Here is a 12,875-nt window from a genome sequence, read left to right on the forward strand (position 1 = left end):
GGGCGGCGCCGGGGCCGCGGCCGGCACCGGCACGGTGACCGGCGACGTGACGCCGACACAGTACGGGGCCGTGCAGGTACGGCTGACCGTGAACGCGGGGAAGATCACCGGGGCGGAGGCCGTCCAGGCACCCGCAGGCGGCCTCAGCGACCAGAAGACCCGGCTCGCCGTACCGAAGCTCAACCAGGAGGCGGTGGCCGCCCAGAGCGCGGACATCGACACGGTGTCCGGGGCGACGTACACCAGCGAGGGCTACAAGAAGTCGCTCCAGTCCGCCCTGGACAAGGTGGAACCGGCGGCTTCCGGCTCCGGCGCCCCGGGCTCCGGTGCCGGCGGTCCGGCGCGGGCGCGTACGGTCACCGGGAAGGCGGCGCAGACCCAGTACGGGCCGGTCCAGGTGCGGATCACCGTCAGCGCCGGGAAGATCACCGGGGCCCAGGCCGTCCAGGCACCCGCGGGCGGCCTCAGCGACCAGAAGACCCGGCTCGCCGTACCGAAGCTCAACCAGGAGGCGGTGGCGGCGGGGAGCGCGGACATCGACGCCGTCTCCGGAGCCACCTACACCAGTACCGGATACCGGCAGTCGTTGCAGTCGGCCCTGGACCAGGCCGGTGGCTGACACGGTGACCGGGCCGGCGAAGGCACCCGCCGCGGTGCGTCACGCGGAGGAGGTCATGGGGACGGTCTTCTCCTTCGACGTCCGCGGCGGCGATCCGGCCGCGGTACGGGCGGCCCTCGCCGAGGCCGTCGCCGGGCTGCACCGGGCGGACGCCGTCTTCAGCACGTACCGCGCGGACAGCGAGGTGTCGCGGCTGGCCCGGGGCGAGCTGAGCGTCGCCGGGTGTGCTCCGGAGGTGGCCGAGGTACTGGAGCTCGCGGCCGAGGCGGAACGGCTGAGCGAGGGCTGGTTCAGCACCCGATACCAGGGCTCGCTGGATCCCACCGGCATCGTCAAGGGCTGGGCGGCCGAGCGGGCGGCGCGGACGGTCCGGGCGGTCGAGGGGGTGCACGGTGTCAGCGTCAACGGGGGTGGGGACGTACAGCTGCTGGGCGCGCCGGAGCCCCACCGGGCCTGGCGGGTGGGGGTGGCCGATCCGCTGCGGCCCGGCGGCCTGGCGGCGGTGGTCTCGGCGGCGGGCGCGGCGGAGCTGGCGGTGGCCACGTCCGGTACGGCGGAGCGGGGAGCGCACATCGTCGATCCGCGCACCGGTCGCCCCGCGGTGACGGACCTGGTGGCCGTGACGGTGGTCGGCCCGGAGCTGACCTGGGCGGACTGCTGGGCCACGGCGGCGTTCGCGATGGGCTCGCGGGCGGCACTCGCCTGGCTGGAGTCCCTGCCGGGGGTGGAGGCCCTGCTGATCACCGCGGGCGACGAGGTCCGCTGCACCGCCGGCCTCCCACCCCGACTCGCCTGACCCCCACCGCCCCGAGGACGAAGGACACCTCCGAGGGCGGCCGAGGGGCACCCCCGAAGGAACACGAGGAACCGCACCACCACCCACGAAGACCAAGGACACCCCCGAAGACGAGGAGCGCCCCGAAGGGGCGCGGGGAACTGCGCGACCGGCCACGAAGACGAGGGGCACCCCCGAAGGAGCCCGAGGAAACGCACCACCACCCACGAGGACGAAGGACACCCCCGAAGACGAGGAGCGCCCCGAAGGGGCGCGGGGAACTGCGCGACCGGCCACGACGCACCCGCACCCGGCGGACCGCCCGGCCACCCCCTTCAGCAGCCGCACAGCGCACCACCAGGCAGCGGCGTCCCCGCTCAGAGGCCGCACGCCCCCTCCGACGGCCGCGCAGCTCACACCGAAGCAGCGGCGTTCTCTCTCTCCCCGGACAGCCGCGTTCTCCCCCCGGAAGGCCGCACCTCGCGCCCGTCGCCGGGTGGACGTACGGCTCGGTGAAGGTCAGTGCCCGTTCTGGGCCAGCCGCAGCAGATGGTCCGCCAACGCCTGTCCCCCACTCGGCTCCCGGCTGATCAGCAACAACGTGTCGTCACCGGCGATCGTGCCCAGGATGTCGTGCAGCTCGGCCTGGTCGATGGCGGAGGCCAGGAACTGGGCGGCCCCGGGAGGCGTCCGCAGGACCACGAGGTTCGCCGAGGCCTCCGCGGAGATCAGCAGCTCCTGCGACAGGCGCCGCATCCGCTCCTCCTTCGCCGACTCCCCCAGCGGGGCCCGCGGCGTGCGGAACCCGCCCTCGCTCGGCACGGCGTAGATCAGGTCACCGTCGTTGTTGCGGATCTTCACCGCGTTCAGCTCGTCGAGATCCCGGCTGAGCGTCGCCTGGGTGACGGTCAGCCCGTCGTCGGCGAGCACCTTGGCCAGCTGGCTCTGCGACCGCACCGGCTGCCGGTTCAAGATGTCCACGATCCGGCGGTGCCTCGCGGTGCGGGTCTGCGGTACGGCCGGCCCGGCCCCCGCGGCCTGCTCGTGCTCCTGCGCCTCGCTCATCGTCGTCTCATTCTCCGGATCGTCCGTCCCCGTGCACTGCGTCGAGGATGCCGGGCAGCGCCCGGAGCAGCGCGCCCGCCTCGTCGTCGCGGAGATTCAGCGGTGGCATGAGCCGTACGACGTCAGGGGCGGGCGCGTTCACCAGGAACCCGGCCTCCTGGGCCGCCTGCTGCACCTGTGGCGCGCGCGGCCCGGTGAGCACGATACCCAGGAGCAGGCCCGCACCCCGGACATGGTCGATCAACGGGTGGTTCAGGGCCTCGATCCCGTCCCGCAACCTCTCGTTCTGCCGCTTGACGTTGTCCAGCAGCCCCTCGGCCTCGATGGTGTCGAGCACGGCGAGTCCGGCGGCGCAGGCGACCGGGTTGCCGCCGAAGGTGGTGCCGTGGTGGCCCGGCCCGAGCAGTTCGGCGGCGCGGCCGAACGCCACGGTCGCGCCCAGCGGCAGCCCGCCGCCCAGCTGCTTGGCGAGGGTGACGACGTCGGGCAGCACCCCTTCGTGGGCCTGGTACTCGAACCAGGTCCCGGTCCGGCCGATGCCGGTCTGCACCTCGTCCAGGACCAGCAGCGCGCCGGTCGCGGCGGTGATCGCGCGGGCCGCCTTGAGGTAGCCGGCCGGCGGCACGACGACGCCGTTCTCGCCCTGGACCGGCTCGATGACCACGAGCGCCGTCTCCTCGGTGACGGCGGCGGCCAGCGCCTGCGCGTCGCCGTAGGGGACGTGGGTGACCTCTGCGGGCAGCGGCCGGAAGGGCTCCTGCTTGGCGGGCTGGCCGGTGAGGGCGAGGGCGCCCATCGTGCGGCCGTGGAAGCCGCCGTCGGTGGCGACCATGCGGGTGCGCCCGGTGAGCCGGCCGATCTTGAAGGCGGCCTCGTTCGCCTCGGCGCCGGAGTTGCAGAAGAAGACCCGGCCGTCCCGGCCGAAGAGGGACAGGAGCCGTTCGGCGAGGGCGACGGTGGGCTCGGCCATGAAGAAGTTGGAGATGTGGCCGAGGGAGGCGATCTGCCCGCTGACGGCCGCCACGATCGCGGGGTGGGCGTGGCCGAGGGCGTTGGTGGCGATGCCGCCGACGAAGTCCAGGTACTCGCGGCCCTCGGCGTCCCACACCTTGGTGCCCTCGCCCCGGACGAGGGGCAGGCGCGGGGTGCCGTAGTTGTTCATGAGGGCGCCCTGCCACCGCTGGGTCAGCTCCTGGTTGCCGGTCACTGCGCGTCCCCCTCGTAGTCGTCCGGCACGACCATCGTGCCGATGCCTTCGTCGGTGAAGATCTCCAGCAGGATGGAGTGCTGGACCCGGCCGTCGATGACCCGGGCGGTCGTCACCCCGCCGCGCACGGCGTGCAGGCAGCCCTCCATCTTCGGCACCATGCCCGAGCTCAGCTCCGGCAGGAGTCTTTCCAGCTGGGATGCGGTGAGGCGGCTGATCACCTCGTCGGAGTGCGGCCAGTCCTCGTAGAGGCCCTCGACGTCGGTGAGGACCATGAGGGTTTCGGCGCCCAGTGCCGCAGCGAGTGCCGCAGCCGCCGTATCAGCATTGACGTTGTAGACATGTCCGTCGTCCTGGGAGCGGGCGACCGAGGAGACCACCGGGATGCGGCCGTCGGCCAGCAGGGCCTCGATCGCTCCCGTGTCGATGGCGGTGATCTCGCCGACCCGTCCGATGTCGATCCGTTCCCCGTCGATCTCGGGGGTGTGCCTGGTGGCGGTGATGGTGTGCGCGTCCTCGCCGGTGAGGCCGACGGCGAACGGGCCGTGCTGGTTGAGCAGGCCGACCAGTTCGCGCTGCACCTGCCCGGCGAGCACCATCCGCACGACGTCCATGGCGTCCTCGGTGGTGACGCGCAGGCCCGCCTTGAACTCGCTGACGATGCCGTGCCGGTCGAGGGCGGCGCTGATCTGCGGTCCGCCGCCGTGCACGACCACGGGCTTGAGGCCGGCGTGCCGCAGGAAGACGACGTCCTGGGCGAAGGCGGCCTTCAGCTCCTCGTCCACCATGGCGTTGCCGCCGAACTTGATGACGACGATCTTGCCGTGGTGCCGGGTCAGCCAGGGCAGCGCCTCGATGAGGATCCGGGCCTTGGGCAGTGCCGTGTGCTTGCGTGTGGTGCCGCTGGTGCTGGAGTCGCTCATGAGGAGTAGGCGCTGTTCTCGTGGACGTACTCGGCGGTCAGGTCGTTGGTCCAGATGGTCGCGGTCTCGGAGCCGGCCGCGAGGTCGGCGACGATGTGGACCTCGCGGTAGCGCATGTCGACCAGCTCGCGGTCCTCGCCCACGGAGCCGTTCTTGCAGACCCACACGCCGTTGATGGCGACGTTGAGCTGGTCCGGCTCGAAGACGGCCCCGGTGGTGCCGATAGCGGAGAGGACGCGGCCCCAGTTGGGGTCCTCGCCGTGGATCGCGCACTTGAGGAGGTTGTTGCGGGCGATGGAGCGGCCCACCTCGACGGCGTCCTCCTCGCTCGCCGCGTTGACCACCTCGACCTTGATGTCCTTGCCGGCGCCCTCGGCGTCGCCGATGAGCTGCCGTCCGAGGTCGGCGCAGACCTCGCGGACGGCCTCGGCGAACTCGTCGTACTCCGGGGTGATGCCGGAGGCGCCGGAGGAGAGCAGCAGGACGGTGTCGTTGGTGGACATGCAGCCGTCGGAGTCGACCCGGTCGAAGGTGACCCTGGTGGCGGCGCGCAGGGCGCGGTCCAGCACCTCGGCGTCCAGCTCCGCGTCGGTGGTGAGGACGACCAGCATGGTGGCGAGGCCCGGCGCGAGCATGCCGGCGCCCTTGGCCATGCCGCCGACCGTCCAGCCGTTCCTGGCGACGACGGAGGTCTTGTGGACGGTGTCGGTGGTCTTGATGGCGATGGCGGCCTTTTCGCCGCCGTGCTCGGACAGCTGGGCGGCGGCCGTCTCGATGCCCGGGAGCAGCTTGTCCATGGGCAGCAGGACGCCGATCAGCCCGGTGGAGCAGACGGCGACCTCGATGGCGCCCCGGCCGAGCACCTCGGCGGCCTTCTCGGCGGTGGCGTGGGTGTCCTGGAAGCCCTTGGGACCGGTACAGGCGTTGGCGCCGCCGGAGTTGAGGACGACGGCCGAGACCTGGCCGCTGCCGAGGACCTGCTCGGACCAGAGCACCGGTGCGGCCTTCACACGGTTGGAGGTGAAGACGCCCGCGGCGGCACGGCGGGGCCCGTCGTTGACCACGAGGGCCAGGTCGGGGTTGCCGTTCTCCTTGATCCCGGCGGCGATGCCCGCCGCCGTGAATCCCTTGGCTGCCGTGACGCTCACGGTGCGACTCCGATCGTGGAAAGCCCGAGGGTCTCGGGGAGACCCAGGGCGAGGTTCATGCTCTGGACGGCACCGCCGGCGGTGCCCTTGGTCAGGTTGTCGATGGCGCTGATCGCGATGATGCGTCCCACGGCGGCGTCGTACGCGACCTGCACCTGAACGGCGTTGGAACCGTGGACGGACGCCGTGGCGGGCCACTGGCCGTCGGGGAGCAGGCGGACGAACGGCTCGTCGGCGTACGCCTTCTCGTAGGCGGCGCGGACGGCGTCCGCCGTCACCCCGGCGACCGCGGACGCGCTGCACGTGGCGAGGATCCCGCGCGGCATCGGCGCGAGGGTCGGCGTGAAGGAGACGGAGACCCGCTGCCCCGCCGCCCCGCTGAGGTTCTGGATCATCTCCGGGGTGTGGCGGTGGCCGCCGCCGACGCCGTACGGCGACATGGAGCCCATGACCTCGCTGCCGAGCAGATGGGGCTTGGGCGCCTTGCCCGCGCCGGAGGTGCCGGACGCGGCGACGATCACCGCCTCGGGCTCGGCCAGGCCGGCCGCGTAGGCCGGGAACAGGGCGAGGGAGACGGCCGTGGGGTAGCAACCGGGCACCGCGATGCGCTTGGACCCCTCCAGCGCGGCACGTGCGCCCGGAAGTTCGGGCAGGCCGTAGGGCCAGGTGCCGGCGTGGGGGGAGCCGTAGAACGTCTCCCAGTCGGCCGGGTCCCTCAGCCGGAAGTCGGCCCCCATGTCGACCACGAGGACGTCGGGCCCGAGCTGTTCGGCGACGGCGGCGGACTGGCCGTGGGGCAGCGCCAGGAAGACCACGTCGTGCCCGGCGAGGGCCTCCGGCGTGGTCTCGGCCAGCACGCGGTCGGCCAGCGGCGGCAGGTGCGGCTGGAGCGCGCCGAGCCGCTGTCCGGCGTTGGTGTTCGCCGTCAGGGCGCCGATCTCGACCTCGGGGTGCGCGAGGAGCAGGCGCAGGAGTTCTCCGCCCGCGTATCCGCTCGCTCCGGCCACCGCCGCACGTACTGCCATGTCCATCCTCCTCTGGATGGCATGACTATACGTATCGCTGCACGTTTATGCAATCGTCTCGCTCTCGACGCGGGGGAGCATCACGCGGCGGGAGACGACATAGGTGACCGGGACGGCCGCGGCGGAGGCGAGCAGCGGGGCGAACCGGCTGCCGGCGTGCAGGACGTCGACGATCAGGTACACACCGGCCGTGGTGATCACGAAGTTCGAGACGTTCGTCAGCGGGAACAGCAGGAATTTCCGCCAGGTGGGCCGCGTCCGATAAGTGAAACGCGCATTGAGGAAAAAGGATCCGACCATACTGAGCACAAACGCCAGGACGTGCGCGACCAGATAGGGGAAAGCGGTGAGGAAAAGCAGGTACAACAGGTAGTAGGTCACCGTGTTCACCGCACCGACCGCCGCGAAGGTGAGAATCTGCCGCATCAGGGGATGAGATCTTTCGTCCGTTCCACATTGGTCGCCTTCACCAGGAAGTGCGGGCGCCCCTTCACCTCGTAGTAGATGCGGCCGGTGTACTCCCCGATGACTCCCAGCATGACCATCTGAACGCCCGCGAGGGCGGTCACGGCGGTGACGATGGTCACATAGCCGGGCGTCTGGACACCGTTGACGAGCGCGGCGCCCACGATCCAGGCCGTGTAGAGGCCCGCGCACAGCAGCAGGCCCACGCCGAGCCAGAGCGCGGCGCGCAGCGGACGGTTGTTGAAGGACAACAGGCCGTCGAGCCCGTAGTTGAGCAGGCCGCGCAGGCTCCAGGAGCTGCGGCCGGCCTCGCGGACGGCGTTGTGGTACTCGAAGGTGGTGCTCGGGAAGCCCACCCAGGCGAACAGCCCCTTGGAGAAGCGGTTGTACTCGGTCAGGCCCAGCACCGCGTCCGCCACCCGGCGCGACATCAGCCGGAAGTCCCCCACCCCGTCGACGAGTTCGACGTCGACCAGGCGGTTGACGAGCCGGTAGTACAGGCGGGCGGTGAGCGTGCGGCTGAGCCGGTCACCGGTGCGGGTGCGCCTGGCGATGACCTGGTCGTAGCCCTGTTCGCGCAGCTCGACCATCCGCTTGATCAGTTCCGGCGGGTGCTGGAGGTCGGCGTCCATGACGACCACCGAGTCCCCCGAGGCGTGCCGGAGGCCCGCGAGCAGGGCCGCCTCCTTGCCGAAGTTGCGGCTGAAGGAGACGTAGCGCACCCGGGGATCGACGTCCGCCAGCCGTTTCAGGACGGTGAGCGTCCGGTCGCGGCTGCCGTCGTCGACGTACACGAACTCCATGTCGTGGCCGAGGGGCAGCAGTTCGTCGGCGACCTTCTGGACCTCCTCGTGGAAGCGGGCGACGACGGCCTCCTCGTTGTAGCAGGGCGCGACGATCGATATCAGCATGGTGGGCCCCCCTGGGCGCAGTCAGGCAGCGGCGGTCACGCGCTCGCGCGGTGACGTGGTCGTGGGCGGCGACGCCTGGGCGCGCCGGCGGCGGACGGCGGTGAGGACGGTCAGCAGGGCGAGGGTCAGCAGCGAGCCGGCCCCGACCGCCGCGCCCAACCGCAGGCCGGGTGGGTGGAAGGTGCAGGTCAGGGTGGTCGAGGTGGCGTCCAGCGGAACGGCGATCAGGCCGTGGTAGTCCCCTGCCGGCCGGGCCGGTCCGTCGCCCGTGGCGCACCGCCAGCCGGCGATCCGGGGTGCGGCGAGAACGGCGATCCCCCTGCTCCCGGCGGGCAGCCGGGCACGGACGGTGCCGTCGGAGACCGTGACGTCGGTGGCGCCGGTGGCCTCGAGGCGCGCGGCGGCGGCGCGCAGCCGGTGGGTGTCCAGGCAGCCGATCGCGTCGGGCGGGATGTCGCCGGGCCGGGCCGGGGTCAACCGGATCCGCACCAGCCCGGAGGCGGGTGCCGTGCCGAGCGGCGCCATGGCCGCGCGGTTGCGCGATGCCCGGGCGTTGAAGTAGGCGGTGGGGTTGCCGGCGAGCCGGGCCCGGCCCGCGTAGTGCGCCGCCCACAGGTTGACCTGGGTCCCCGCCGGGCAGCGCGCGGTGATCGTCGGCCGGGTCAGGGCGCTGCCGGAACCGACCCGGCGCCTGGGCAGCGGCTTGCCGGAGTCGTCCTGTACGGCGAGACGCGGCACGGTGTAGACACGGCTGCCGAGCAGGATCTCCTGGTTGCGGTAGGGCGAGGTGCCGAAGGGGCGGGTGTCCGGATCCGGCCGCACCGTCACCAGGGGCGGTACGTCCCGCCGGGTCACGTGCATCGGGCGCTCGGCCGCAGGCGCGTGCCTCGGGTGCTGGTCGGGCGGGGAGTGCACCCGGGCGCCGACGGAGAAGAGCACGTCCGTGACGGCGTTGTCCAGGCTCTGCACACTCCGCCCGCGCGAGGTCCAGCCGTCGCCGAGCGCGGTCAGGGTGCGGCTGAGGACGTCGGAGGTGAGGGAGCTGTAGTACTGGGCACCCTGGCCCCCCACCAGCAGCGGGTCGTTGCCCACGGTCTGCTCGCGGCCGGGGTCGGTGCGGTGGCGGGGCCAGTCGTCGGCCCCGGCGATCAGCGCCGCCTGCTGCTCCTGCCGCGCGCCCCAGGGCGCGTAGTCGTCCATGTGCGCCAGCCGCAGCCGGGTGGCCACGGCGGAGGTGGCGGCGCTCTCCCCGACCTGCGCGCCGAGCAGGAGGACGACGGCGAGCCCGGCGAGTCTGCCGCGTTCGCCGGCCCGGGCCGCCAGGAGGAGGCCGCCCAGCGCCCCGGCGACGGCGAGCAGCAGCACGGGCCAGGTGAAGAACCGGACGGCGGCACTGCGGCCGGCCGCGGCGGCGATCAGGGCGAGCAGCGCCGTCGCCGCGCAGAGGGCCCGCGGGTCGGGTGGGCCGTACGCGAGGCTGTGCCAGGCGGCGATGACCAGCAGCCCGCACACCACGAAGGTCTGCCGGTAGGGGCTGCCCTGGGGGGTGGCGAAGGCGTGCCAGACCAGGTGCGTGGGCGCCCACTGGAGGGACAGGGCCGCCGCGAGCACCAGGGCCGTCCAGCCGGCGCGGACCCGGCCGGGCACCGCCCGGTGGAAGGGCAGGGCGAGGGCGAGCAGCAGCGCGGTGGTGCCGACGTAGAGGGCCGGCGAGCCCCAGCCGTACGCCGTCGGCAGCAGCCGGGCCAGCAGGTCTCCGGCCGGTACCGGGCCGAAGGTGCTCACCCGGCCCGGGTGGGCGTGCCGGGTGCCGAAGTAGACGACCGCGACCAGCGGGGCGGCGAGGCCCACACCGAGGGCGACGGTGAGGGCGGCACGGCCCGCCGTGGCGAGGGCCTGCCGGCGGGACGGCCGGGCGAGCACGAGCCTGAGCAGCAGCACCAGGGCGGCGCCGAGGGTGGCCATGTACGCGGTGTAGAAGTTGGCGGTCCAGGCGAGCGCGACGATCAGCACCCCGGGCAGCCGCCGGCGTCCGCCGCGGGTCCACTCACCGACCAGGCAGAGCAGCGGGAGGGCGATCAGCCCGTCGAGCCACATCGGGTTGTAGTCGGCGTCGGCCAGGGTCCAGCCGCACAGCGCGTACGACGCGCCGAGCATCCCCGCCGCCCACCACCGGCCCGGACGCAGGGTGAGCAGCAGCCAGGCCATGGCCGCCGCGGCGGAGGCGATCTTCAGGACGGTGATCACGTACACCGCGAGGTCGATCCGGTCCCGGGGGAAGAGCGCGACCAGCAGGGCGAACGGGCTGCCGAGATAGGTGCCGAGGTCGGGCAGGAAGCTGGAGCCGTAGCCGGACTGCCAGTTGACGTAGAGACCACCTTCGGCCCTGCCGTGCAGCAGGTCCCACAGGTGGGCGTGGAAGGGCACGAACTGGTTGCCGAGGTCGTTGACGCTGCGGGTGCGGGGACCGAAGGGATAGCAGCGCGCGAGTACGTCGCCGGCGCAGAGGGCGGCGACCGTCACGGCCGCGGCGAGCAGGGCTGCGGCCTGCCTCGGCCGGGACATCGCTTTCACGGCCGGTTCCTGTCATGCATTTCAGCGGTCCTCACAGAATGTGCCCCCCATCTATTCGCCGACTTAGACGGAAGCGGTTTGCGGATGGTTGTGCGTGCATCGAGAAGTGACGCCACTTATTTCGGATACGGGAAACACCGCGTGAATTCCGTGACCTTCCGGAAAACTCTGGTTTTCCGGAAGGTGTTCTCGAGGTGAAGCGGTCGCCCTTGACTTCGAGTGCGCTCCAACTCCTAGGGTTCTGATCATGGACAACGAACAGAAGACCGCACGTGAGGACCGTTTCGCCCGGGGCCTGGAGGTGCTGCGGTCCGTCGACGGTGAGGCGGGGCAGCGGGTCATCGACTCGCTCGCGGACATCAGCCCCGAGCTGGGCCACCAGATCGTGGCCTGGGGTTTCGGCGAGATCTACGCCCGGCCCGCGCTCGCGCCGCGGGACCGCCAGCTGGTCACCCTGGGCATGCTGACCGCGCTCGGCGGCTGCGAGCCGCAGCTGGACGTGCACGTCAACGCGGCGCTGAACATGGGGCTGACGCCCGAGGAGATCGTGGAGGCGCTGCTGCACTCGGCCGCGTACTGCGGTTTCCCGAAGGCCCTGAACGCCACGTTCGTGGCCAAGAAGGTCTTCACCGAGCGCGGTCTGATGCCGCTCGGTGAGCAGCCCGCGTAAGGTACCCGGCCGGGCGCTGCGGAGGGGGGCGGGCGTCGGCGTCCCGCACCGGCCGCGGGAGACTGCGTGTGCGGTCGTGGCGGGCCGCCCCGGCGGACGGCCCCCGGGCTGTCACGGACCCCGTGCGGGCCGTGGCGGACTCCCCTCGCGAAAGGTGCGGTGATGGACGAGTACCTGCCGGTGCCCGACGTGCTGGCCCATCTGGCCGGACGCTGGCGGGTGGAGCGGAGCGTGCGGGATCTGGCGGGCGGGGACGAGGGGCGCTTCACGGGCGTGACCGTCTTCGGCGCGCTGGACGGCGGCGGGCTGCTGCACGAGGAGTCCGGCACCTTCACCTGGCGGGGCGTGGCGCGGCCGGCCACCCGGACTCTGCGGTTCCTGCCGGGGGACGCGCCCAGCCGGGCCGATGTGCGGTTCGCGGACGGGCGCCCCTTCCACGAACTGGACCTGGCCACCGGGCGGTACGTCGCCGACCATCCTTGTGCGGCCGACCTCTACCGGGGTGAGTTCACCGTGCGGGACGCCGGGCACTGGCGCACGGTGTGGCGGGTCGGGGGCCCGGTGAAGGACCTCCTCCTCACCACCGACTACGTACGCGAGGCCTGAGCCCGGACCCCGTCCAAGCGCAGGTTCCAGCGGCCGGCGCGGCCGGTGACCGTCGTCGAGGAGAGCGGGCGGACGTCGAGGTTCCAGTAGGTCGCCGGAGGTGCCTTCAGCGCGTAGACCAGGGCCGCCCGGATCACCGAGGGCTCGGCCACCGCGACGATGCGCCCGCCGTCGTCCACCGGCCGGGTGTCCAGCCAGCCGCCCACCCGGGAGATGAACGCCAGCAGGCACTCACCGCCGTGCGGCGCGGACCGCGGGTCGGCGAGCCAGGAGTCCACCGCCTGCGGCTCACGGGCCATCGCCTCGCCCAGCGTCAGCCCGCGCCAGCGGCCCATGTCGCAGTCGCGCAGGGCGAGCTGGACCAGCGGGGCGTATCCCAGGGCGTCACCCGTGGCCCGGCTGCGCGGGGTCGGCGAGCAGTAGCGCAGCTCGGCCGCGGCCAGCGGCAGCAGGTCCCCGGCGACGCGCTGCACCTCGTCCCAGCCGTCCTGGTCCAGCGGCTGGTCGTCCTCGAAGCGCTCCGCGAGCAGCGGGGCTCCGCGCGCGGCGGCGACGAACGTCACCCTCAGTGGCATGCCGTGATGGTGAGCCGTGCGGGGAGGCAGGTCAAGGGGTGCCGCCGCGTGGTCACGGACCGCATGCGATCACTCACCGGCCGCATATCCCGCGGCCCGTGTCCGCCACCGCTCCGGCCGGTACGGCCGACCCCGCCGGCCCTGCCCGGGCCGCGGTGCCAGGCCCCTCCGACGCTCCCCTCCCGCGCCCCGCCCGACGCCCTCCGCCCGCGCGCCCCGCCCTCGTCCCCCGCGCCCCGTCCGACGCCCCTCCCCGGCGCCCGGCGCCCGCGTCCCCCGCACCCGGTCCGACGCCCCCGTCCCGCGCCCAGC

The 12,875-nt window shown here is 72.9% G+C and carries 13 protein-coding genes; 4 read left to right on the top strand and 9 right to left on the bottom strand.

Annotated features, from left to right (window positions below):
* Nucleotides 1-619: FMN-binding protein (locus GT045_RS23230; RefSeq protein ID WP_161335317.1), on the top strand; the 619-nt coding region annotated here is incomplete at its 5' end.
* Nucleotides 612-1,415 (top strand): FAD:protein FMN transferase, encoded by an 804-nt coding sequence (locus GT045_RS23235; RefSeq protein ID WP_345942730.1) that lies wholly within the window; start codon nucleotides 612-614, stop codon nucleotides 1,413-1,415. The genes GT045_RS23230 and GT045_RS23235, both read left to right, overlap by 8 nt.
* Before the next feature lie 498 nt (nucleotides 1,416-1,913).
* Here GT045_RS23235 and GT045_RS23240 read toward each other — a convergent pair whose 3' ends face one another.
* From GT045_RS23240 to GT045_RS23275, 8 genes are read right to left on the bottom strand one after another with little or no spacing between them, the layout of a single operon-like run.
* Nucleotides 1,914-2,459 carry an arginine repressor gene (locus GT045_RS23240; RefSeq protein WP_161294409.1) on the bottom strand — a complete coding sequence of 182 codons (546 nt, stop codon included), beginning with the start codon at nucleotides 2,457-2,459 and terminating at the stop codon, nucleotides 1,914-1,916.
* Between the two features lie 7 nt (nucleotides 2,460-2,466).
* The gene (locus GT045_RS23245) at nucleotides 2,467-3,666 is read right to left on the bottom strand and encodes an acetylornithine transaminase (protein WP_161294407.1); all 1,200 of its coding nucleotides are present in this window, start codon (nucleotides 3,664-3,666) and stop codon (nucleotides 2,467-2,469) included.
* The gene (gene argB / locus GT045_RS23250) at nucleotides 3,663-4,589 is read right to left on the bottom strand and encodes an acetylglutamate kinase (protein ID WP_161294405.1); all 927 of its coding nucleotides are present in this window, start codon (nucleotides 4,587-4,589) and stop codon (nucleotides 3,663-3,665) included. The genes GT045_RS23245 and argB overlap by 4 nt, the downstream gene beginning before the upstream one ends.
* Nucleotides 4,586-5,737, bottom strand: coding sequence for a bifunctional glutamate N-acetyltransferase/amino-acid acetyltransferase ArgJ (argJ, locus tag GT045_RS23255; RefSeq protein ID WP_161294403.1), 1,152 nt, complete (start codon nucleotides 5,735-5,737; stop codon nucleotides 4,586-4,588). The genes argB and argJ overlap by 4 nt, the downstream gene beginning before the upstream one ends.
* Complete coding sequence (argC, locus tag GT045_RS23260; protein WP_161335318.1) at nucleotides 5,734-6,762, bottom strand: N-acetyl-gamma-glutamyl-phosphate reductase; 1,029 nt, start codon at nucleotides 6,760-6,762, stop codon at nucleotides 5,734-5,736. The genes argJ and argC overlap by 4 nt, the downstream gene beginning before the upstream one ends.
* A 45-nt stretch (nucleotides 6,763-6,807) precedes the next feature.
* Entirely contained in the window at nucleotides 6,808-7,188 is a 381-nt protein-coding gene (locus GT045_RS23265; protein WP_161335319.1) for a GtrA family protein, read from the bottom strand.
* The gene (locus GT045_RS23270) at nucleotides 7,188-8,138 is read right to left on the bottom strand and encodes a glycosyltransferase family 2 protein (RefSeq protein WP_161335320.1); all 951 of its coding nucleotides are present in this window, start codon (nucleotides 8,136-8,138) and stop codon (nucleotides 7,188-7,190) included. The genes GT045_RS23265 and GT045_RS23270 overlap by 1 nt, the downstream gene beginning before the upstream one ends.
* A gap of 21 nt (nucleotides 8,139-8,159) precedes the next feature.
* Nucleotides 8,160-10,703 carry a YfhO family protein gene (locus tag GT045_RS23275; protein ID WP_202528800.1) on the bottom strand — a complete coding sequence of 848 codons (2,544 nt, stop codon included), beginning with the start codon at nucleotides 10,701-10,703 and terminating at the stop codon, nucleotides 8,160-8,162.
* Nucleotides 10,704-10,959: 256 nt separating this feature from the next.
* Between GT045_RS23275 and GT045_RS23280 the strand changes: the two genes are divergently transcribed.
* Entirely contained in the window at nucleotides 10,960-11,382 is a 423-nt protein-coding gene (locus GT045_RS23280) for a carboxymuconolactone decarboxylase family protein (protein WP_161297475.1), read from the top strand.
* Between the two features lie 162 nt (nucleotides 11,383-11,544).
* Complete coding sequence (locus tag GT045_RS23285; protein WP_161297477.1) at nucleotides 11,545-11,988, top strand: DUF6314 family protein; 444 nt, start codon at nucleotides 11,545-11,547, stop codon at nucleotides 11,986-11,988.
* Here GT045_RS23285 and GT045_RS23290 read toward each other — a convergent pair.
* The gene (locus GT045_RS23290) at nucleotides 11,970-12,563 is read right to left on the bottom strand and encodes a histidine phosphatase family protein (RefSeq protein WP_161297479.1); all 594 of its coding nucleotides are present in this window, start codon (nucleotides 12,561-12,563) and stop codon (nucleotides 11,970-11,972) included. The genes GT045_RS23285 and GT045_RS23290 overlap by 19 nt on opposite strands.
* Nucleotides 12,564-12,875 lie beyond the last annotated feature (312 nt).

The sequence above is a fragment of the Streptomyces sp. SID486 genome, assembly GCF_009865385.1.
Classification (GTDB): domain Bacteria; phylum Actinomycetota; class Actinomycetes; order Streptomycetales; family Streptomycetaceae; genus Streptomyces.

What these genes read in the sequence shown, in the direction of transcription:
- GT045_RS23240 (WP_161294409.1), bottom strand. Translation starts at nt 2,459, where the DNA reads ATGAGCGAGGCGCAGGAGCACGAGCAGGCCGCGGGGGCCGGGCCGGCC.
- argB (WP_161294405.1), bottom strand. Translation starts at nt 4,589, where the DNA reads ATGAGCGACTCCAGCACCAGCGGCACCACACGCAAGCACACGGCACTG.
- argC (WP_161335318.1), bottom strand. Translation starts at nt 6,762, where the DNA reads ATGGCAGTACGTGCGGCGGTGGCCGGAGCGAGCGGATACGCGGGCGGA.
- GT045_RS23265 (WP_161335319.1), bottom strand. Translation starts at nt 7,188, where the DNA reads ATGCGGCAGATTCTCACCTTCGCGGCGGTCGGTGCGGTGAACACGGTG.
- GT045_RS23270 (WP_161335320.1), bottom strand. Translation starts at nt 8,138, where the DNA reads ATGCTGATATCGATCGTCGCGCCCTGCTACAACGAGGAGGCCGTCGTC.
- GT045_RS23275 (WP_202528800.1), bottom strand. Translation starts at nt 10,703, where the DNA reads ATGTCCCGGCCGAGGCAGGCCGCAGCCCTGCTCGCCGCGGCCGTGACG.
- GT045_RS23280 (WP_161297475.1), top strand. Translation starts at nt 10,960, where the DNA reads ATGGACAACGAACAGAAGACCGCACGTGAGGACCGTTTCGCCCGGGGC.
- GT045_RS23285 (WP_161297477.1), top strand. Translation starts at nt 11,545, where the DNA reads ATGGACGAGTACCTGCCGGTGCCCGACGTGCTGGCCCATCTGGCCGGA.
- GT045_RS23290 (WP_161297479.1), bottom strand. Translation starts at nt 12,563, where the DNA reads ATGCCACTGAGGGTGACGTTCGTCGCCGCCGCGCGCGGAGCCCCGCTG.